General features: G+C 72.3%; 18 protein-coding genes. 9 read left to right on the top strand and 9 right to left on the bottom strand.

All coding sequences use genetic code 11. The features are described 5' to 3' along the window. Positions 1–94 precede the first annotated feature (94 nt). The 3 genes from CLV40_RS22340 to dprE1 all read right to left on the bottom strand — a co-directional run bounded on the left by CLV40_RS22340 (position 95) and on the right by dprE1 (position 5490). Positions 95–3229, bottom strand: a complete 3135-nt coding sequence (locus CLV40_RS22340; protein WP_104480908.1) for an AfsR/SARP family transcriptional regulator — start codon at positions 3227–3229, stop codon at positions 95–97. A 132-nt stretch (positions 3230–3361) separates the two neighbouring features. Next, positions 3362–4126: a decaprenylphospho-beta-D-erythro-pentofuranosid-2-ulose 2-reductase gene (dprE2, locus tag CLV40_RS22335; protein ID WP_104480907.1), complete on the bottom strand. Its 765-nt coding sequence runs from the start codon at positions 4124–4126 to the stop codon at positions 3362–3364. Beyond that, complete coding sequence (dprE1, locus tag CLV40_RS22330; RefSeq protein WP_104480906.1) at positions 4123–5490, bottom strand: decaprenylphosphoryl-beta-D-ribose oxidase; 1368 nt, start codon at positions 5488–5490, stop codon at positions 4123–4125. The genes dprE2 and dprE1 overlap by 4 nt, the downstream gene beginning before the upstream one ends. Positions 5491–5589: 99 nt before the next feature. Here dprE1 and CLV40_RS22325 point away from each other — a divergent pair, with 99 nt between their 5' ends. Then, positions 5590–6030 (top strand): GtrA family protein, encoded by a 441-nt coding sequence (locus CLV40_RS22325; RefSeq protein ID WP_104480905.1) that lies wholly within the window; start codon positions 5590–5592, stop codon positions 6028–6030. A gap of 15 nt (positions 6031–6045) precedes the next feature. Here the strand turns inward: CLV40_RS22325 and CLV40_RS22320 are convergent, their stop codons facing one another. Further along, a complete protein-coding gene (locus CLV40_RS22320) occupies positions 6046–6312 on the bottom strand; it encodes a hypothetical protein (RefSeq protein WP_104480904.1) in 267 nt (88 codons plus the stop codon). Positions 6313–6415: 103 nt separating this feature from the next. On the opposite strand from CLV40_RS22320, the gene CLV40_RS22315 reads away from it, so the two are divergent. Further along, positions 6416–6928 carry a DUF6817 domain-containing protein gene (locus CLV40_RS22315; RefSeq protein WP_104480903.1) on the top strand — a complete coding sequence of 171 codons (513 nt, stop codon included), beginning with the start codon at positions 6416–6418 and terminating at the stop codon, positions 6926–6928. 125 nt (positions 6929–7053) lie between these two features. Here CLV40_RS22315 and glfT1 read toward each other — a convergent pair whose 3' ends face one another. From glfT1 to wzm, 3 genes are read right to left on the bottom strand one after another with little or no spacing between them, the layout of a single operon-like run. Continuing rightward, positions 7054–7953, bottom strand: coding sequence for a galactofuranosyltransferase GlfT1 (glfT1, locus tag CLV40_RS22310; protein ID WP_104480902.1), 900 nt, complete (start codon positions 7951–7953; stop codon positions 7054–7056). Continuing rightward, a complete protein-coding gene (gene wzt, locus CLV40_RS22305; RefSeq protein WP_104480901.1) occupies positions 7950–8741 on the bottom strand; it encodes a galactan export ABC transporter ATP-binding subunit Wzt/RfbE in 792 nt (263 codons plus the stop codon). The genes glfT1 and wzt overlap by 4 nt, the downstream gene beginning before the upstream one ends. 14 nt (positions 8742–8755) lie before the next feature. Then, positions 8756–9607: a galactan export ABC transporter permease subunit Wzm/RfbD gene (gene wzm / locus CLV40_RS22300; protein ID WP_104480900.1), complete on the bottom strand. Its 852-nt coding sequence runs from the start codon at positions 9605–9607 to the stop codon at positions 8756–8758. 131 nt (positions 9608–9738) lie between these two features. Here wzm and CLV40_RS22295 point away from each other — a divergent pair, with 131 nt between their 5' ends. The 4 genes from CLV40_RS22295 to CLV40_RS22280 all read left to right on the top strand — a co-directional run bounded on the left by CLV40_RS22295 (position 9739) and on the right by CLV40_RS22280 (position 13193). Continuing rightward, positions 9739–10911 (top strand): acylneuraminate cytidylyltransferase, encoded by a 1173-nt coding sequence (locus CLV40_RS22295; RefSeq protein ID WP_104480899.1) that lies wholly within the window; start codon positions 9739–9741, stop codon positions 10909–10911. 27 nt (positions 10912–10938) lie between these two features. Next, positions 10939–11829: an N-acetylneuraminate synthase family protein gene (locus tag CLV40_RS22290; RefSeq protein ID WP_104480898.1), complete on the top strand. Its 891-nt coding sequence runs from the start codon at positions 10939–10941 to the stop codon at positions 11827–11829. 141 nt (positions 11830–11970) lie between these two features. After that, positions 11971–12663, top strand: a complete 693-nt coding sequence (locus CLV40_RS22285) for a hypothetical protein (protein WP_245931466.1) — start codon at positions 11971–11973, stop codon at positions 12661–12663. Beyond that, positions 12660–13193, top strand: coding sequence for a hypothetical protein (locus CLV40_RS22280; protein ID WP_104480897.1), 534 nt, complete (start codon positions 12660–12662; stop codon positions 13191–13193). Before CLV40_RS22285 ends, CLV40_RS22280 begins: the two co-directional genes overlap by 4 nt. 59 nt (positions 13194–13252) lie before the next feature. Here the strand turns inward: CLV40_RS22280 and CLV40_RS22275 are convergent, their stop codons facing one another. Then, a complete protein-coding gene (locus CLV40_RS22275; RefSeq protein ID WP_104480955.1) occupies positions 13253–13753 on the bottom strand; it encodes a bacterial proteasome activator family protein in 501 nt (166 codons plus the stop codon). A gap of 129 nt (positions 13754–13882) precedes the next feature. On the opposite strand from CLV40_RS22275, the gene CLV40_RS22270 reads away from it, so the two are divergent. After that, positions 13883–15085 carry a cysteine desulfurase-like protein gene (locus tag CLV40_RS22270; RefSeq protein ID WP_104480896.1) on the top strand — a complete coding sequence of 401 codons (1203 nt, stop codon included), beginning with the start codon at positions 13883–13885 and terminating at the stop codon, positions 15083–15085. Between the two features lie 15 nt (positions 15086–15100). On the opposite strand, the gene CLV40_RS22265 is transcribed toward CLV40_RS22270, so the two are convergent. Beyond that, the gene (locus CLV40_RS22265) at positions 15101–16063 is read right to left on the bottom strand and encodes an NAD(P)H-quinone oxidoreductase (protein ID WP_104480895.1); all 963 of its coding nucleotides are present in this window, start codon (positions 16061–16063) and stop codon (positions 15101–15103) included. A gap of 244 nt (positions 16064–16307) precedes the next feature. Between CLV40_RS22265 and CLV40_RS22260 the strand changes: the two genes are divergently transcribed. Together CLV40_RS22260 and CLV40_RS22255 are read left to right on the top strand one after the other, a co-directional pair. Then, the gene (locus tag CLV40_RS22260) at positions 16308–17855 is read left to right on the top strand and encodes a M28 family metallopeptidase (RefSeq protein ID WP_104480894.1); all 1548 of its coding nucleotides are present in this window, start codon (positions 16308–16310) and stop codon (positions 17853–17855) included. Positions 17856–18096: 241 nt separating this feature from the next. Continuing rightward, complete coding sequence (locus CLV40_RS22255) at positions 18097–19674, top strand: M28 family metallopeptidase (protein WP_104480893.1); 1578 nt, start codon at positions 18097–18099, stop codon at positions 19672–19674. Positions 19675–19711: the final 37 nt, after the last annotated feature.

Here is a 19711-nt window from a genome sequence, read left to right as displayed (position 1 = left end):
TCGCCGGCCACGGAAAGGCGATCTTTCCGGGGTGAAGTATGCGGTGTACGGGTTCAGGAAACCTTTAAGCGCCGAGGGGTCGCCTATAGCTTTCCTATAGAACGGGGGCGCGGACGGCGGAGAGCCAGCTCGCCGGGGTGAGACCGGCCAGCTCGGCGGACTCGCGGGTGGTCGCGGCCCGGAACAGCTCGACCGCCTCGGCCCAGTGCGCGCCCGCCGCGGCGGGCGCGTCGACGGACTCCGCGGCGGCCAGGTCGCGCAGCGTGCGCGCCTGCCACAGCGGCAGCGCCAGCGCCGTCCACTTGGTCAGCGCGTCCGCCAGCCGCGTCCGCGCGGTCGCCAGGTCGCCGTCGGCCAGGGCCAGCTCGCCCTGGGTGCGGGTGACCAGCGCGACGCCGAACCGGTCGCCCTGCGCGCCGCACAGCGCGTGGCACTCGTCGAGGATGTCGGCCACGCCCGCCAACCGGCCCTGCCGGATGCGGGCCTTGGCCAGCGACTGGGCCGCGTAGGCCGCGCCGAGCTTGTCGCCCGCGGCCAGCAGCACCGACTGGGCCCGCGCGCACAGCCGCTCGGCGGTGTCGGCGTCGCCCAGCGCCCGGTGGCACAGGCCCAGCCCGCGCAGCGCCAGCCCCTCGCCGCGCTGGTCGCCCAGCTCGCGGTAGGTCTCGGTGCAGCGCTGGAACCAGGTCACGGCCGCGTCGAGGTCACCGAGGTCGCGGCAGCTGGCGCCCAGGCCGTAGTCGGCGGCGGCCACCACGGCCCGGTCGCCGAGCCGCTCGGCGATCGCGCTCGCCCTGGCCAGGTGGTCCCGGGCGCGGGTGAAGTCGGCCAGGTCGCGGTGCACGGTGCCGATGCCGACCAGCGCCACGGCCAGCGTCGCCTCGTCGCCCACCCGCTCGGCGCCCCCGGCGGCCTGGATGAAGTAGGCCAAGGCCGCCGGGAACTCGTCCTTCTCGTAGTAGAGCTGGCCCAGCCCGGCCAGCACGGTGGCCTCGGCCTGCGAGTCGCCGCTGTCGCGGGCGGCGGCCAGGGCCACCTCGTGCGTGCGCTGCCAGCCGTCGAACTCGTTGCGCACCGCGAACGGCGACGACAGCAGCGAGGTGATCAGCATCGTGGTCATCTCGTCGATGCCCAGCTCGTGCGCGCGCTCCACGGCCCGCACCACCGCGGAGGTCTCGGACTTGAACCAGCCGGACGGGTCCTGCTCCACCTCGGCCACCAGCCGGGGGTCCAGGTCGACGGCCGCGGCCAGCTTCGGCCGCAGGCCCAGCGTCACCCGGGGCAGCTTGCCCGCGCCCGCGTCGACCAGCGCCATCCAGGTCGCCAGGGTCCGGCACACCGCGGCGGCCACCGCGTCGGCAGGCTCCTCGCGCAGCGCGTGTTCGGCGCCGAAGAGCTGCACCAGGTCGTGGAAGCGGTAGCGCACCCGCCCGATCGCGTCGATGCCGGCGACCTCCACCAGCCGCAGCTCCACCAGCTGCTCGACGACGTCCTCGGCGTCGTCGAGGGCGATCTCCAGCAGCGGCGCGGCCAGCCAGGAGCCGAAGTCCGGCAGGTCGAGCAGGGCCAGCAGGTGCAGCGCGTGCCGGTTCAGGTCGTCGAGCTCGACGTAGTTGAGCCGCAGGCTGGAGCGCACCGCGATGTCGCCGACGGCCAGCTCGTCGAGCCTGCGCCGCTCGTCGGAGAGCCGGGTGGCCAGCGCGCGCAGCGGCCAGTGCGGCCGGGCCAGCAGCTTGGCGCCCGCGGCCCGCACGGCCAGCGGGATGCCACCGCACAGCGCCGCGATCGTCTCGGCCGCGTCGGTCTCGTCGCCGACCCGGGACTCGCCGACGATCCTGGCCAGCATCCGCACCGACGCCGACGCCGACAGCAGGTCCAGCTCCACCCCGATCGCGCCCGCGATGCCGGTCAGCCGGGACCGGCTGGTGACGAGCACCAGGCAGCCGGGGGACCCCGGCAGCAGGCTGCGCACCTGGCTCTCGCTGCGGGCGTTGTCCAGCAGGATCAGCAGCCGCTTGCCCTCCACGCGCCTGCGGAACAGCTCGACCCGGTCCTCGGTGTCGCCGGGTAAGTCCGGGCTGTCCACGCCCAGCGCGCCGAGGAAGCGGCCGAGCACCTCGAACGCGCCCAGGTCGCGCTCGGCGCCGCGCAGGTCGGCGAAGAGCTGGCCGTCGGGGTAGCTGGCCCGGATCTGGTGCGCGGCGTGCACGGCCAGCGCCGACTTGCCCGCGCCCGCGAAGCCGGACACCACGACCGTCGGGCTGGCCGCCCGGTCGGACCCGCCCAGCTCGGTGATCGTGCGCAGTTGCTCCTCGCGCGCGGTGAAGTCGCTGATGTCGGGGGGCAGGTGCCGGGGCACGGCCGCCGCGCGCCGCTGCGCGCCCGGGGCGGCGTGCGCGGCGGGACGGGTGCCCGCGCGGGGCCCGGTGGACACCGAGATCCGGCGCTTGGCCTCGGGGCTGCCCAGCGGGCGCAGCGTGCCGTCGAGCACCGCGGCGTGCAGCTCGCGCAGCTCCTGGCCCGGCTCGACGCCCAGCTCGTCGAGCAGCCGCTCCCGGCCCTCCCGGTAGGCCGCGAGCGCGTCGCCCTGCCTGCCGCTCTCGAACAGCGAGCGCATCAGCAGCCCGCGCACCTGCTCGCGCAGCGGGTGCGCGGCCACCAGCCTGCGCAGGTTCGTGGCCACCTCGCCCGCGCGGCCCTGGTGCAGCAGGCAGCGGGCCAGGCCCTCCTCGGCGCTGAGCCGGTCCTCCACCAGGGTGACCGACTGGGCGCGGGCGAACTCGGCCTCGACGCCGCCGAAGGCCGGGCCGCGCCACAGGCCGATCGCCTGCTGGTAGAGGCCCGCCGCGGCGTCGTGGTCCATCTGCCGCTCCGCGTGCCGGGCGGCGTAGAGGTGGTTCTCGAAGCTCTCCAGGTCGCTGTCGGTCGGGTCGACGTCGAGCAGGTAGCCGGGGGAGCGGGTGGTCAGCGCGGCCTTGTGCGGGAGCCCGGCGAAGGCCCGGCGCAGCAGCGAGACGTAGGTGTGCACCAGCGCGGTGGCCGAGGCGGGCGGGTGCTCGTCCCAGATGAGGTCGATGAGCCGCTCGGTGGCGACCACCTGGCGCGGTTGCAGCAGCAGCGCGGACAGCAGCGCCTTGGGTTTCGGTCCGCCCAGGTTCACCGACTCGTCGCCTGCACCGCCCGGTTCACCCGATCTGACCTCGACCGGGCCCAGCACCAGAATGCGCACGTCCTACCCCCAGGTGAGTGTGCTCGCCTCCATAATCGACTTCTTCGGCGCGTTCGTCACCACCGGAGTTCGCGGTCGGGCACGCGGCGCGACCGCGAACCGGGGTGCGAGAACCGGACCCGGGGGGTCCGCTCAGATGGGCAGCTTGCGGAAGATCGGCCGCGGGATGTGCCGCAGCACCGACATCACCAGCCGCCACTGGCCGGGCGCCCACACCAGCTCGCGGCGGTGCCGCACGGCGGCCACGGCGATCTCGGCGACCTTCTCCGGGGTGGTGGCCATCGGCGCGGCCTTCATGCCCTCGGTCATCTTCGTGCGCACGAACCCGGGCCGCACGACCGTGACGTTGATCCCCTCCGGGCGCAGCGCCTCGCCGAGACCGAGGAAGAACCCGTCGAAGCCCGCCTTGGTGGCGCCGTAGACGAAGTTCGACCGGCGCACCCGCTCACCGGCCACCGACGACAGCGCGATCACCGAGCCGTGGCCCTGCGCGCGCAGCCGCTCGGCCAGCGCGATGCCCAGCGACACCGGGGCGGTGAAGTTGACCTGGGCCAGCTCCACCCCCGCCGCGTGCTCCTGCCAGGCCTGCTCCGCGTCGCCGAGCAGGCCGAAGGCCAGCACCGTCACGTCGACGTCGCCGTCGGCGAACGCCTCGGCGACGACCTTCGGGTGCGAGTCCAGGTCGCGGGCGTCGAAGGCCAGCGTGCGCACGGTGGCGCCCGCGGCGCGCAGCCGCTCGGCGGCGGCGTCGAGCCGCTCGGAGGGGCGCGCGGCCAGCGTCACGGCCAGCGAGCCCGAGCCCGCCTGGCTCGCGTAGTTCTCGGCGATGGCGAGCCCGATCTCGGACGTGCCGCCGAGCAGGAGCAGGGACTGCGGGGAACCGACTGCGTTGATCAAAGTCCGAGCCTTCGCGATTGGTCCGAGGTGAACAGGCCGTCCGGGTCGACCGACTGGCGGACCTTGCGCCACTCGTCGAGCCGGGGGTACATCCGCCGGAAGGTGTCGGGGTCGGTCCGCGACTCCTTCGCCAGGTAGAGCCGACCGCCCGCGGCGAGCACCTGCTCGTCGAGCCGGGTGCAGAACTCCAGCAGCCCGGCCTTGATCGGGAAGTCGACGGTGATGGTCCAGCCGGGGCGCGGGAACGACAGCGCCGCCTGGTTGCCCTCGCCCATCCGCTTGAGGACGTTGAGGAACGACACGTGCCCGGACTCGGCCATCTGCCGCACGATCGAGCGCAGCGCGGCCTCGGCGTCGAAGGGCAGGATGAACTGGTACTGCAGGAAGCCGTTGCTCCCGTAGGCCCGGTTCCACTCGCCGAACATGTCCAGCGGGTGGTAGAAGGCGGTCAGGTTCATGACCTGCCCGCGCGACTTCTTCGGCGCCTTGCGGTACCAGGCCTCGCCGAGCAGCCGGAAGGTCAGCTTGTTGGCCAGGCCGTTGGGGAACACGTCCGGCAGGGTCAGCAGCTGCGGGGCGTCGAAGCGCAGCGGGTTGCCCCGGTACTTCTTGGGCAGCTCGTCGAGCTTGGCCAGCGAGCCCCGGGAGAACACCGCGCGGCCCAGCCGCCCGTCGGTGTTGATCGAGTCGAACCACGCCATGGAGTAGTCGTAGGTGTCGTCCGAGCCGTCGGTGAAGACCGCCAGCGTCTCGTCCAGGTCCGCGGTGCGGTCGGTGTCGCTGATGAAGTAGGCGCTCTCCGTGTGCTGGAGCGCGACCGTGGCCTGGATGATCACGCCGGTCAGGCCCATGCCGCCGACGGTGGCCCAGAACAGCTCCGACTCGGGGCCGTCCGGGGTCAGGCTGCGCACCTGGCCGTCGGCGGTCAGCAGCTCCAGCGACCGGACGTGGTTGCCGAAGCTGCCCGCCGAGTGGTGGTTCTTGCCGTGGATGTCCGAGCCGATGGCGCCGCCGATGGTGACCTGGCGGGTGCCCGGCAGCACCGGGACCCACAGCCCGAACGGCAGCGCGGCGCGCATCAGCTGGTCGAGGCTCACGCCCGCGTCCAGCACCACCAGACCGGTGTGCGCGTCGATCGAGTGGATCCGGTTGAGCCGGGTCATGTCCAGGACGAGACCGCCCGCGTTCTGCGCCGGGTCGCCGTAGGAGCGGCCGAGGCCGCGGGCGATGACCCCGCGCGGACCGGCCGCGGCGACGGCGGCGATCACCTGGTCGGGGTCGGTCGGTGTGGCGACGGTGGCCACCGTGGGCGCGGTCCGCCCCCAACCGGTGAGGGCACGGGTCTCGTACTGTCCTGGCTCCACCGACCCAGGGTATCCGGGCTCGCGGGCGCTCCTAGACTGGTCCCCGCCACGGGCCCCGAGGGGTCCGCGCCGGGGGGACCTGAGGAGGGGACGGGCGAGATGGCCGAGGTCAGCGAGAACCCGAGGACCGGTGTGGTCGGCGAGAACTCCCGCGCCGGGCTGTTGTCGCAGCTGCTGCGCTTCGTGCTGGTCGGCGGGTTCTGCGCCGTGGTCGACTACGGCACCTACCAGCTGCTGCTGCACCTGGGCCTGTGGGTGCACCTGGCCAAGGCGCTGAGCTTCATCCTCGGCACCACCACCGCCTACTTCCTCAACAAGCGGTTCACCTTCACCGACGCCGCCGACCGGGGCGTCGGCCAGGCGGGCGGGTTCGTGCTGCTGTACACGGTGACGTTCTTCGTCAACGTGGGCACCAACGCGCTGATGCTGGCCGTGCTGCCGGAGTTCGACTTCCGGTACGCGGTGGCCTGGGTCATCGCCCAGGGCCTGGGCACGGCCATCAACTTCGTGCTGCTGCGCACGGTCGTGTTCCGCAGCTGACCCCGGCCGCCGCCGCTACTTGCCGAAGCCGACACCCCGGTCCGGGGAGCCGTAGACCCGCACGTGCGCGGGCAGGGTGTCCAGGTGGGCGCTGGCCACGTGGCCGAAGTTGATCGCGGCGTTGGTGCCGTCGGCCAACTCCGGGGTGTCCACTCCGGCGGAGGCCATGAGCACCGGCAGCCGCGGCGCGAGGCTCTTGGCGGCGCGGTCGGACAGGGCGTAGACCAGCGGCTCGCCGCCGGAGGCCAGGTGCAGGATCAGCGCGTGTCGGGTTTCGTTCATGCGTCGACCACAACACGCGACCCCTTGCCGCGCAAGGGAAGTTCACCATCGGCGGATTCGCCGTCGGCGTACCGGGTTGATCGGTGGGCGTAGCCTCGACCTCGTGATCGAGGAGTTCCTGGTCGGGCGCGGGGCCCGCGAGCAGGCCCACCCGGGCGGGACGCTGCTCGCCCACCTGGCCCGGACCCGGGACTCGCTGGCGGTCTGGGGCGCCCGCCCGGTCCTGCAACTGGCGGGCCTCACCCACGCCGTGTACGGCACGGACGGTTACCCGCACCCCCTGGTCGCGGTGGCGGAACGACCCCGGCTGGTGCGGTTGCTCGGCCCGGAGGCCGAGGCCATCGTCTACGCCTACTGCGCGCTGGACCGGCGGTTCAGCTACCCGCGGCTGCTGTCCGGAGTGGTGCGCGACCGGTTCACCGGGGAGCAGGTGCGGATCGACTCGCCGCTGGTGCGGGACCTGGTGGAACTCACCTTCGCCACCGAGCTGGACGTGATGGCGCAGAACCCGTCGCTGCGCAAGCGGCACGCCGTCGAGCTGCGGTCGCGCCTGACCACCTGGTCCGGTCACGCCAGCCTGCCCGCCGTCGAGGCCCTGGAGCGCCTGCACCCGTGACGCGGGACGACGAGTGGTGGTGATCGGTCGGTCTCGTCCGGTCGAAGTGGTCGACCGGACGCGCGGCTCGTCGGTCCACTGGGGACCGGCGGTGGGCGACCGCGCGGTCGCCCACCCAGTTCGGCTCAGTGCCGGAAGAACTGCTCCCGCTTGCCCTTGCGGACCAGGCGCAGCCAGTCGAGGAAGGCCTTGGGGTCGCGTTTGGTGCCGAGGAAGTAGAGGCCGAAGCGGAAGACCTCCAGCATGCCGAGCTTGCGCATTCCCGGCTGGGACAACAGGTAGCCGCGGTTGCGGTAGGTGTAGTACTTCTTCACCGCGTTGTCCGGGTCCTGCGCGTGCAGCTTGCCGCCGAGCATCGGCTTGAACTCGTCCGAGCCGTCCGGGTGCAGGTAGGCGGCGGTCAGGCAGGTGCCGAACGGCAGGCCCGAGCGGACCAGGCGGCGGTGGATCTCCACCTCGTCGCCGCGGAAGAACAGCCGGTAGTCCGGGACGCCGACCACGTCGAGGGTGTCGGCGCGGAACAGGGCGCCGTTGAACAGCGACGCGATACCGGGCAGGAACTCGGTGCCCAGCTGGTCGGTGCCGCGCTTCCAGCTCAGGCCCCGGCGCAGCGGGAAGGCCAGCTTCTCCGGCTGGTCGATGTTGGTCACCACCGGCGACACCTCGGCCAGGCCGCGCCGCTCGGCGACGTCGAGCAGGGTCGCCAGCACGTTCTCGTCGGCCGGTCGGCCGTCGTCGTCGGCCAGCCACAGCCAGTCCGCGCCCATCGCCAGCGCGTGCAGCATGCCGAGGGCGAACCCGCCCGCGCCGCCGAGGTTGCGGTGCGACGGCAGGTACGTGGTGGGCAGCGGGCAGGACTCGACCACGTCGCGGGCCGGTTCGTCCTCGGGGCCGTTGTCCACGACGACGAGGTGGTCGGGGGCCCGGGTCTGGGCCGCGATCACCTTCAGGGAGTCGGCCAGCAGCGCGCGCCGGTGTCGGGTGACCACCACCGCGACGACCGCGCCCGCGGGCAACCTCGTCATGTGCTCTCGCCGAGCCTTTCCAGCGTCTCCGCGCTCATGTACTCGAACGGGTCGCGGCCCTTGTAGGCCGTCAGCACCTCGCGCAGCGAGCCGTGCATCTTCATCCGGCCGCCGTCCATCCAGATGGCCGTGTCGCAGAGCTCGAAGAGCAGCTCGTCGGAGTGCGAGGCGAACACCAGCATGCCCGACCGCTTCACCAGGTCGACCAGCCGGCCCCGGGCCTTGGCCATGAACTCGGCGTCCACCGCGCCGAGGCCCTCGTCGAGGATCAGGATCTCCGGGTCGATCGAGGTGACCACGCCCAGCGCCAACCGCACCCGCATGCCCGTGGAGTAGGTGCGCAGCGGCAGGTTGAGGTAGTTGCCCAGGTCGGAGAACTCGACGATGTCGTCGACCCGGTCCAGCATCTGCTTGCGGGACATGCCCAGGAACATGCCGCGGATCAGGATGTTCTCCAGACCGCTGATCTCCGGGTCCATGCCGACCGCGAGGTCGAACACCGGGGCGATCTTGCCGTGGATGTCCGCGGTGCCCCTGGTCGGCTCGTAGATGCCCGCGAGCAGCCGCAGCAGCGTGGACTTGCCCGCGCCGTTGTGCCCGACCAGCGCGACCCGGTCGCCGTCGCGCAGGTCGAGGGTGATCGCGTTGAGCGCCTCGATGATCGGCACCCGGGCATCGGTGCCGATCTTGCCGCCGACCTTGGCGAGCACGGCCTTCTTCATCGAGCGGGACTTGGCGTCGAAGATCGGGAAGTCGACGCAGGCGTCGCGTACCTGGATGCTGACCATCTGCTCCGCCTCGCTCAGACCCAGTAGGAGATTCGGGCACGGTAGTTGCGCATGGCCAGCAGCGCCAGGGTCCAGCCGACCACGGTGAACCCGCCGACCACGGCCCAGTGGTGCCAGCTCTGCGTGCTGCCGATCAGCGGCGCGCGCAGGATCTGCACGAAGTGGTAGAGCGGGTTCAGCTCCAGGATCAGGTGCTTCCAGTCGCCCGGGCCGAGCTTGGTGGTCAGGATGTCCACCGGCCAGACGATCGGGGTCGCGTAGAAGAGCAGCTGGGTCAGCGCGTTGATGACCTGGGGGATGTCGCGGTAGCGGGTGCTGATGATGCCGAACAGCAGCGTCACCCAGCCGCCGTTGACGGCCAGCAGCGCGAAGGCCGGGATGGCGAGCAGGACCGACCAGCTCAGTCCGGGCTGCGGGGCGCCGTGGGGGGACAGCAGGTAACCGGGGGTGCTCAGCGGGCCGAAGAACAGCGCGAGCACGACCAGGTAGACCAGCATGTTGTGCGCGAGCATCAGCGTCTGGCGCCAGACCGTGCGCAGCGCGTAGACCGTCAGCGGCGCGGGCACGTGCTTGATCAGACCTTCGTTGGCCACGAAGGTGTCCGAGCCCTCGGTCAGGCAGCCGAGGATGAAGCCCCAAACGATGAACCCGACGGTCAGGTACGGCAGGAAGGTCTGGACCTCGATGCCGAACAGCTGGGAGTAGAGCAGCCCCAGCCCGGCGGCGGTGACGCCCATGCTCAGCGTGATCCACAGCGGGCCGATGACCGAGCGGCGGTAGCGCTGCTTGATGTCCTGCCAGCCCAGGTGGCCCCACAACTGGCGGGCGGCGGCGCCCTCGCGGATGTCGCGCATGGCTCGGGCCATGTTGCGGCCGGAGTGGACGACGGGCGTCGGAGGTATATCGGTGGCGCTGGTTGCCTGCACGGTGGTTGAGCGTACCGGCGCGTTTCCCCGCCTATGTAAGGCGGCGGTCGGGTGGTGGGCACCGTGGGAGCATGTCCGCCGTGACCGGATTCCCCTCCCCGCCACCCACTGTAATCGCTGTTGTTCCCGCGCGTGGCGGCTCGAAAGGCGTGCCCGCGAAGAACTTGGCCACGGTAGGTGGTGTGCCGCTGGTAGTCCGCGCGGTGCGGGCACTGGTGGCCGCGGAGCGGGTTGATGAGGTCGTGGTGAGTACGGACAGCGACGACATCGCCGCGGTCGCCGCCGCTGCGGGCGCCCGGGTGGTGCGCAGGCCCGCGGCGATCTCGGGGGACACCGCGTCGTCGGAGTCGGCCGTGCTGCACGCGTTGGACCAGTACCCCGTCGACCCCGAGACCGTGCTGCTGGTGCAGTGCACTTCGCCGTTCATCGCGCCGGGGACCGTCGACGAGGTGGTCGCCGAGGTCCGCGACGGCGGCCACGACGCCGCGTTCACCGCGGTCCGGGTGCACGAGTTCCTGTGGCGGGTGACCGGCGACGGCACCGCCGACGGCGTCAACCACGACCCCGCGCACCGACCCCGCCGCCAGGACCGCGAGCCGGAGTTCCGGGAGAGCGGCGCGGTCTACGCGATGGCCGTGCCCGGCTTCCGGGCCGCGGGTCACCGGTTCTTCGGCCGGGTCGGGCTGGTCGAGGTGCCGCAGTCCGACGCCATCGAGATCGACACCCCCGACGACCTGGCGCTGGCCCGCCGGTTGGCCGACGGCCGGGCGCCCGCGGCCGCGATCGACGTGGACGCCCTGGTCACCGACTTCGACGGCGTGCACACCGACGACCGGGCCATCGTGCTGCAGGACGGCACCGAGGCCGTGGTGGTCAGCCGCTCCGACGGCGCCGGGGTGGCCGCGCTGCGCGCCGCGGGCGTGCCGGTGATGATCCTCTCCGTCGAGCTGAACCCGGTGGTCGCCGCGCGCGCGGCGAAGCTGGGCGTCGAGGTGGCGCACGGGGTGTCGGACAAGGCCGCGCGGCTGCTGGCCTGGCTGGCCGAACGTGGTCTCGATCCCGCCCGGGTGGCGTACGTGGGCAACGACCTGCGCGACATCCCGTGCCTGGAACTGGTCGGGTGGCCCGTGGCGGTGGCCGACGCCCGGCCGGAAGTGCGCGCTGTGGCTAGGGTCGTGTTGACCAACGCGGGCGGCGCGGGCGCGGTACGAGAGGTGGCCGACCTGATCCTCGCCGCGAGGTGAGGACGACGCGAAGACGAGGACGGGGCGATGACGACGGCAGAGCGGAGCACCGGGCAGGTGATCGCCTTAGGCGGGCGGCTGGTCGGCGACGGGCACCCGGCCTACGTGATCGCCGAGGCGGGCATCAACCACAACGGCGACGTCGAGCTGGCCAAGCGGTTGGTCGACGTGGCCGCCGACGCGGGCGCCGACGCGGTGAAGTTCCAGAAGCGCACCCCCGAGATCGCCACCCCGCCGGACATGCGCGACACCCGGCGGGACACGCCGTGGGGCGAGATGAGCTACCTGGAGTACCGCCGCCGCGTCGAGTTCGACGTCGAGCAGTACGAGGAGGTCGACCGGCACGCCAAGGAGCGCGGCATCGCCTGGTTCGCCTCGCCGTGGGACGTGCCGAGCGTGGCGTTCCTGGAGCGGTTCTCGGTGCCGCTGCACAAGGTCGCGTCGGCGTCGTTGACCGACATCCCGCTGCTGGAGGCGCTGCGCGACACCGGTCAACCGGTCATCGCCTCCACCGGTATGTCGACCATCGAGGAGGTGGACCGGGCCGTCGGGGTGCTGGGCACCGAGCAGTTGGTCCTGCTGCACACCACGTCGACCTACCCGTGCCCGCCGGAGGAGTCGAACCTGCGCGGCATCGCCACGCTGCGCGAGCGCTACGGCGTGCCGGTCGGCTACTCCGGCCACGAGCGCGGGTTGCAGGTCTCCATCGCGGCGGTCGCGCTGGGCGCGTGCGTGGTCGAGCGGCACGTGACCCTGGACCGCGCGATGTGGGGCTCCGACCACGCCGCCTCGCTGGAACCGGAGGGTCTGCGCAGGCTGGTTCGCGACATCCGGATCGTGGAAACCGCGCTGGGTGACGGTGTCAAGCGGGTCTTCCCGGGTGAAGAGGCGCCCCGCAAGCGCTTGCGCCGGGTCTGAACGCCGGAGTTGTCGATCTCCTGTTCGGCCGGGGGAGCGTGGCGTTCTACTCTTGCTCACCCTGTGTTCAGTGTCCGATCCGCCGCACCGGGTGATCGGATCGTCCCCACCGCGACACCCCCGCGAGGCCAACGAAGTCGAATGAGCGTTCTGCACACCACCAGCGAGGCGCCGCCCGTGCCGGAGACCAGGGAACTGCTCGCCGCTCTGCTCGCCGCGTACTCGCGCGGCGAGCCCGGCTCGCCCCCCGGTTCCGTGGCCATCGTCGGCAACGCCCCGGTCGACCCCGACCCGGGCCGCGCCGCCGCCGTCGACGGGGCGGACCTGGTCATCCGGATGACCAGCTTCGCCGTCGACACCGACGACCGGGCGCCCGCGCTCGGCCGCCGGACCGACGTGGTCATGCTGCACCGGGGGCTGGTCGCCAGCCCGCACACCTTCACCGACTACACCAGCAGGCTCTACCTGCTCGTGGAGCCGGGCAGGTTGCACTGGGAGCCGGAGACGCTGCCGGACTGGTGGCCCGCCGACCTGGGTTTCCTCCCGGTGCCGAACCGGGAGTTCACCCTGCCGCTCAACCGGCTGCTCGGGTTCCCCGCCACGGCCGCCACCTGGTCCACGACCGGCACGCTGACCGCGTACCTGGTCACCGAGCTGTTCCCGGACGCCCGGGTGCTGATGACCGGCATGTCGATCATCGACCAGCCCGAGCAGACCAGCTTCGCCCACGCCTGGGGCGCGGCCGTCGACGTCACCGCGGAACACCGCCTGGCCGCGGAGGCGAGCCTGCTGCGCCGCTGGGTGCACGACGGAAGGATCGAGGTCATCCCGTGAACGAGGACCTGAGCGCCCGCCTGCGCACGGCCGCCAAGGCGGTCGGCGGTCCGGTCTGGAGCCGCCTGCGCCCGCGCTTCGAGCAGCTGGCCCGGCAACAGGCGCACGCGGTGCGCGCCGAGGCCGAGCACCGGATGGGCGAGCGGCTCGACGACGTCCACCGCGAGCTCGACGAGCTGCGCGTCCGCGCGGACCACGTCGACCGCCGGGTCGAGGAATTACAGGGCCACATCGACTGGCTCTACGGCGAGCAGCGCCGCTACGCGCCGCAGCTGGCGGCGCTGGAGGCCCGGCTGGCCGAGCTCGAGCGCGGCCGGGTCGACGCGGACACCGGGGTCGAGGCGCCGGTGTCCGAGGAGGAGATCGGCCCGGTGGCCGCGCTGGTCGAGGAGATCCGCGTCGAGCACGCCCGGGTCCGCACCCGCCTCGGTCTGGTGGCCCGGTACGAGGAGCGCATCGCCCGGCTGGAGCACGCCACCGAGCCCGCCGCCATCCCCGAACCCACCCCGAGCCGCGAGTCGGAGAAGTAGTCGGCGCGGCACGGGCCGCCGACGGGATGTCCCGCCCGCGGCCCGTGGCACTGCGCTGCTTACAGGTACTGGCCCGTGTTCCCGGGGCGCAGCGGCGACTCCTGCGCGTCACCCGCGCCGACGCCGGGCGGCAGGCCGCGGCGCATCTGCTCCAGCTGCACCCGGGCGGCCATCTGCTGGGCGAACAGCGCGGTCTGGATGCCGTGGAACAGACCCTCCAGCCAGCCGACCAGCTGGGCTTGGGCGATGCGCAGCTCGGCGTCCGAGGGGGTGTGCTCCTCGGTGAACGGCAGCGACAGCCGCTCCAGCTCCTCGCGCAGCTCGGGCGCCAGGCCGTCCTCCAGCTCCGCGATGGAGCGCTTGTGGATCTCCCGCAGCCGGTTGCGGCTGGCCTCGTCCAGCGGTGCCGCGCGGACCTCCTCCAGCAGCTGCTTGATCATGGTGCCGATCCGCATGACCTTGGCGGGTTGCTCGACCATGTCCCCGACGGACTCGGCCGGTGCGTCGCCGTCGGGGATCCTGGCGGTGCCCAGCGGGGAGCCGTCCGGGCCGACGACCATCACGTGGTGCGCCTGCTCGGCCTCGTCGCGGCCGCCCGCGGCGTTGGTGGGGTGTGTCACCCCAGCCAGGGTAGTCGCACGTCGGACCCCCGGACCGTGCGGTGACCGCCCTCTCGTACGGTGTGGCCCATGGCCTTCGACGTCGCTCGTATTCGCGGGCTGTTCCCCGCGCTGGGTGACGGCTGGGTGCACCTCGACTCGCCCGCGGGCATGCAGGTACCCGAGCAGGTGGCGACCGCGGTGTCGACCGCGCTGCGGGCTCCGGTGTCCGGTCCGGGCGGTGTCTTCCCCGCCTCGCAGCGCGCCGAGGCCATCGTCGACGCGGGCCGCCGGGCGGTGGCCGACCTGGTCGGCTGCGACCCGGCGGGGGTGGTGCTCGGGCCGAACACCGCGGTGCTGCTGGCCCGGCTCGCCGAGGCGCTCGGCGACGGCTGGCTCATCGGCGACGAGATCGTGCTGTCCCGGTTGGACCACCAGGCCAACACCGCGCCCTGGCTGCGGGTGGCGCAGCGCGCGGGCGCGACGGTGCGCTGGGCCGAGATCGACATCGAGACCTGCGAGCTGCCCGCCTGGCAGTACGAGAACCTGGTGTCGCACCGGACGAAGGTCGTCGCCGTCACCGCCGCGTCGGGGGCGGTCGGCACCCGGCCGGACCTGAACAAGATCGCCGAGGCGGCCAAGGGCGCGGGCGCGGTCGTCGTGGTCGACGCCTCCTCCTCCGCGCCGTTCGTGCCGCTGGACATGACCGCGACGGGCGCGGACGTGGTGGCGGTGTCCGCGGGCGCGTGGGGCGGTCCCGCCGTCGCCGCGCTGGCCTTCGCCGACCCGGCCATGCTGGAGCGCCTGCCCGCGACCTCGCTGGAGCCGCGCGCGAACGGCCCCGAGCGCCTCGAACTCGGCCCGCACGCCTACCCGCTGCTCGCGGGCCTGGTCGCCTCGGTCGACTACCTGGCCCTGCTCGACGACGCCGCGACCGGCACCCGCCGCGAGCGCCTGGTCACCTCGCTCAGCTCGGCGAAGTCCTACCAGGCGGGCCTGCTGTCCCGGCTGATCGGCGACCTGCGGGTGCAGCGCCACGTGATGGTCATCGGCGACGCCATGCGCCGCATCCCCGCCCTGGCCTTCACGGTCGCGGACATGAAGGCGCAGGACGCGGTGGTGCGCCTGGCCGAGCGCGGCATCTGCGCGTTCGCCGACGACAGCCCCAGCGGCGTGTTCGCCACCCTCGGTGTCGGCGAGGTGGGCGGTGCGGTGCGCGTCGGGCTCGCCCACTACACCAACGGCGTCGAGGTCGACCAGCTCGTGGAAGCCGTGTCGGACCTCAGGTCCTGAGGTCCTGCCCCCGGCTCAGGCGGGCACCGCGAGCACGAGCTTGCCGAAGACGCCGCCTCCGTCGAGCAGTCGGTGCGCGTCGGCCGCGCGGTCCAGCGGCAGCACCTCGTGCGTCACCGGGCGCACCCGGCCGTCGGCGACCATCGGCCACACGTACTCCGCCACCTCGGCGGCGATCGCGGTCTTCTCCACCACGGGGCGGTGCCGCAGCCCGGTCGCGGTCACGGTGGCGTTCTTGCGCAGCAGCGCGCCCAGGTCCAGCTCGGCCGTGGCCCCGCCCTGCATGCCGATGACCACCAGGCGCCCGTACCGCTTGAGCGCCGAGACATTGCGCGACAGGTACTTCGCGCCCATGTTGTCCAGGATGACGTCCGCGGCCACCTCGTCCTCGAACGCGGTTTCGCGGTAGTTCAGCGTGATGTCGGCGCCCAGTTCGGCGCACCGGCTCAGCCGTTCGGCCGAACCGGCGGTCACCGCGACGGTCGCGCCGAGCGCCTTGGCCACCTGGATGGCGTGCGTGCCGATACCGCCCGCGCCACCGTGGACCAGCAGGGTCTCACCGTCGGTGAGTCCCGCCGTCTGCACCACGTTCGACCACACCGTGCACGCCACCTCGGGCAGTCCGGCGGCGATCACCAGGTCCACTCCGGACGGAACCGGGAGCAGTTGTCCCACCGGCACAACGACTTTCTCCGCGTACCCGCCGCCCGCGAGCAGCGCGCACACCCGGTCGCCGGCCGACCAGCCGGTGACCCCGTCGCCCAGTTCCTCGACCGTGCCGGAGCACTCCAGCCCCAGGATGTCGCTGGCTCCCGCGGGCGGTGGGTAGAAGCCCTTGCGCTGCAACAGGTCGGCCCGGTTGACCGCGGTCGCCGCGACCCGCAGCAGCACCTCGCCCGGACCGGGGACCGGATCGGGGGCCTCGGCCCACCGCAACACCTCGGGACCGCCGGGTTCGCTGATCGTGATGGCGCGCATGGGCCAAAGGTAACGCTGCCCGGAGATCCCCACCGGGCAGGAGGTGCTGCCCGATGGGGGTGACCGGCGGTCACGGAATGCGTTTCGGATCGGGGGAATGGGCGGGCAGGCACGGTCGGATGGTCACAGTCCGAAATGAACTCTTGACCAGCGCCGAATTGCGAGCAAGAGTCACGCACGCCGGATATGCCGGTCGGGGGTTCGGCGCACCGGCACTTTTCACCCCCACGAAGGGAAGTTGCCCATGTCGTCCCCCAGGACACCGGTTCGCGCGGGCGCCATCGCGCTCGCCGCCTGTGCCGGTCTCGCGTTCGCCGCGGTACCGGCCACCGCCCAGGTCCAGTTGCCCGACGGGCCCGCGCTGGCCAAGAACCTGACCAAGAAGGTCACCGCGAGCGGGATCAACCGGCACCTGATCGCCTTGCAGCGCATCGCCGACAAGAACGGCGGCAACCGCGCGGTCGGCACCAAGGGCTACGACCAGAGCGTCGACTACGTCGCGGGCCTGCTGCGGGACGCCGGGTACGAGGTGAGCACCCCTGAGTTCACCTACCCCGTGCAGATCACCGACGCGGCCTTCGCCAACGCGGGTGGCACCAAGGTCGACGCGTTCCCCCTCGAGGAGTCCCCGCAGACCCCGGTCGGCGGCATCACCGGTCCGCTGGTGACCATCCCGCAGGACGCCACCCCCGGCTGCGAGGCCAGTGACTTCGCGGGCCTGCCCACCAAGGGCGCGGTCGTGCTGATCCGCCGCGGTGCCTGCACCTTCAACCAGAAGCAGGCCAACGCCGCCGCCGCGGGCGCGGTCGCGGTGCTGGTCGCCAACAACGTCGACGGCCCGCTCCAGGGCGTCACCCTCGGCGAGGGCGGCGTGCTGCCGACCGGCGGCGTCAGCAAGGCCGACGGCGACACCCTGTTCGGCAAGAACGGCGCGTCCACCACCGTGGACATGCGGTTCCACGTGGTCGAGAAGCCCGCGCGCAACATCATCGCCGAGACCAAGACCGGTCGGAAGAACAACGTGGTCATGGTCGGCTCGCACCTCGACAGCGTCGAGGCGGGCCCGGGCATCAACGACAACGGCTCGGGCAGCGCCGCGCTGCTGGAGACCGCGCTGCAGCTCGGCGCGTCGCCCAAGGTCAGCAACTCCGTGCGCTTCGCCTGGTGGGGTGCCGAGGAGCTGGGCCTGGTCGGCTCGACCAAGTACGTGCAGTCGCTGACCTTCGAGCAGCAGCTCGACATCGCGCTGTACCTGAACTTCGACATGATCGCGTCGCCGAACGCGGCCTACTTCGTCTACGACGGCGACAACTCCGACGGTGTCGGCGCGGGTGAGGGCCCGTACGGCTCGGCGCAGATCGAGTCCGCGCTGGCGGGCTTCCTCAACGCCACCGGCACCCCGACCGAGGGCACGGACTTCGACGGCCGCTCGGACTACGGCGAGTTCATCGCCAACGGCATCCCGGCCGGTGGCATCTTCACCGGCGCGGAGGGCATCAAGACCGCCGCGCAGGCCGACAAGTGGGGTGGTCAGGCGGGTGTCGCTTTCGACAAGTGCTACCACTCCAAGTGCGACAACCTTGGCAACCTCGACCGGGTCGCGCTCGACCGCAACGCCGACGCGCTGGCCTGGGTGACCGCGTCCTACGCGATCAGCACCGAGGAGATCAACGGCGTGCCGCCGAAGAACGCCGCGGCCAAGGCGGCCAAGGCCGCGGCCCGCAAGGCGGCCAAGACGAACGTGGCGAAGAAGGCCAAGGCCGGTAAGCACACGCACGGTCTTTCCCTCTGAAGTGACCGGCTGACAAATCGTTATCCGCCGCTGTTGCGGCATTCAGCCTAAGGAAAGGCCCCGTGGCGACCACGCCACGGGGCCTTTCCGCACTATCTCGACCGCGACCGTCCAAGTTGGCAAACAACGGCTCTTGACCAGGCCGTCCGAGCAGGTGAGGGTGGCACTCACGCCGCGACACGGTCCGCGTCGGGGAGGTCACGGTTCGCGGTTGTCACCACTGGTCAATGAGGGGACCTGCATGTCGAGAAGTCAGACGTTGCGCGTCGGGGCCGCCATCCTCGCGGCGACCGGCGCACTGGCGTTCACCACCATCCCGTCCTCGGCCGCGCCGACCGCGTCCGCCGAGCTGCCGGACGGCCCCGCCCTGGCGAAGAACCTGACCAAGAAGGTCACCGGCGCGGGCGTCAACCGGCACCTGATCGCCCTGCAGCGCATCGCCGACAAGAACGGCGGCACGCGCGCCGCGGGCACCCCCGGCTTCAACCAGTCCGCGGAGTACGTCGAGGCCAAGCTGGTCGAGGCGGGCTTCGACGTGACCCGGCACGAGTTCCCGTTCACCTTCGTGCAGACCCTCGCGGAGAAGCTGACCGCCGGTGGCCGCGCGGTGCCGATCACGATCATGACCTACAGCCTCTCCACGCCGACCGGTGGCGTCACCGCGCCGCTCGCAGTGATCCCGAGCGCGGGGGACGCGACCCCCGGTTGCGAGGCCGCCGACTACACCGCGGTCACCGGCAAGATCGTGCTGGTGCAGCGCGGCGCCTGCCCGTTCGCGCAGAAGCAGCAGGCCGCCTTCGAGGCCGGTGCGGTCGGCGCGATCATCTACAACAACGTCGACGGACCGCTGGCGGGCACGCTCAGCGACCCGGCCGCGGCCAAGCTGCCCACCGGCGGCATCACCAAGGCCGACGGCGAGGCGCTGGCCGCGTCGTCCAACGGCGCCACGGTGACCCTGGAGCTGCGCGCGCTGCGCGAGGAGCGCAAGACCTACAACGTCATCGCGCAGACCAAGACCGGTCGCAAGAACAACGTCGTCATGGCGGGCGCGCACCTCGACAGCGTGGTGCAGGGCCCCGGCATCAACGACAACGGCTCGGGCAGCGCGGGTCTGCTGGAGACCGCGATCCAGCTCGGCGGCTCGCCGAAGGTGAACAACGCGGTCCGCTTCGCCTGGTGGAGCGCCGAGGAGCTGGGCCTGGTCGGCTCGAAGAACTACGTGCAGTCGCTGAGCTTCGAGCAGCAGCTCGACATCGCGCTGTACCTGAACTTCGACATGATCGCCTCGCCGAACACCGGCTACTTCATCTACGACGGCGACAACTCCGACGGCGTCGGCGCCGGTGAGGGCCCGTACGGCTCGGCGCAGATCGAGGCGGCGTTCGCCAACTTCCTCAACACGACCGGCACCCCGACCGAGGGCACCGACTTCACCGGCCGCTCGGACTACGGCGAGTTCATCGCCAACGGCATCCCGGCCGGTGGCCTGTTCACCGGCGCCGAGGGCGTCAAGACCCAGGCGCAGGCCGACAAGTGGGGTGGCCAGGCCGGTGTCGCCTACGACAAGAACTACCACGCCAAGGGTGACAACCTGGGCAACATCGACCGCGTCGCCCTGGACCGCAACTCCGACGCCATCGCCTGGGTGACCGCGTCCTACGCGATCAGCACCGAGGAGATCAACGGCGTGCCCCCGCGCGACCTGCGCGCCAAGGCCCGCGTCGCGGCCAAGGCCAAGGCCCGCTCGCTCGCCGTCGTCGACACCCACGAGGGTCTGCACGGCGCGGGCTGCTCGCACGACGCCGAGGTCGCCGTCTGAGCGGTGTTCGGCTGAGCCGGAACGAAAGGAAGGGCCC

This window comes from Actinokineospora auranticolor (assembly GCF_002934265.1).
GTDB lineage: Bacteria > Actinomycetota > Actinomycetes > Mycobacteriales > Pseudonocardiaceae > Actinokineospora > Actinokineospora auranticolor.
Note: the sequence above shows the minus strand (reverse complement) of the source record. Positions and strands in the feature narration are given on the sequence as shown.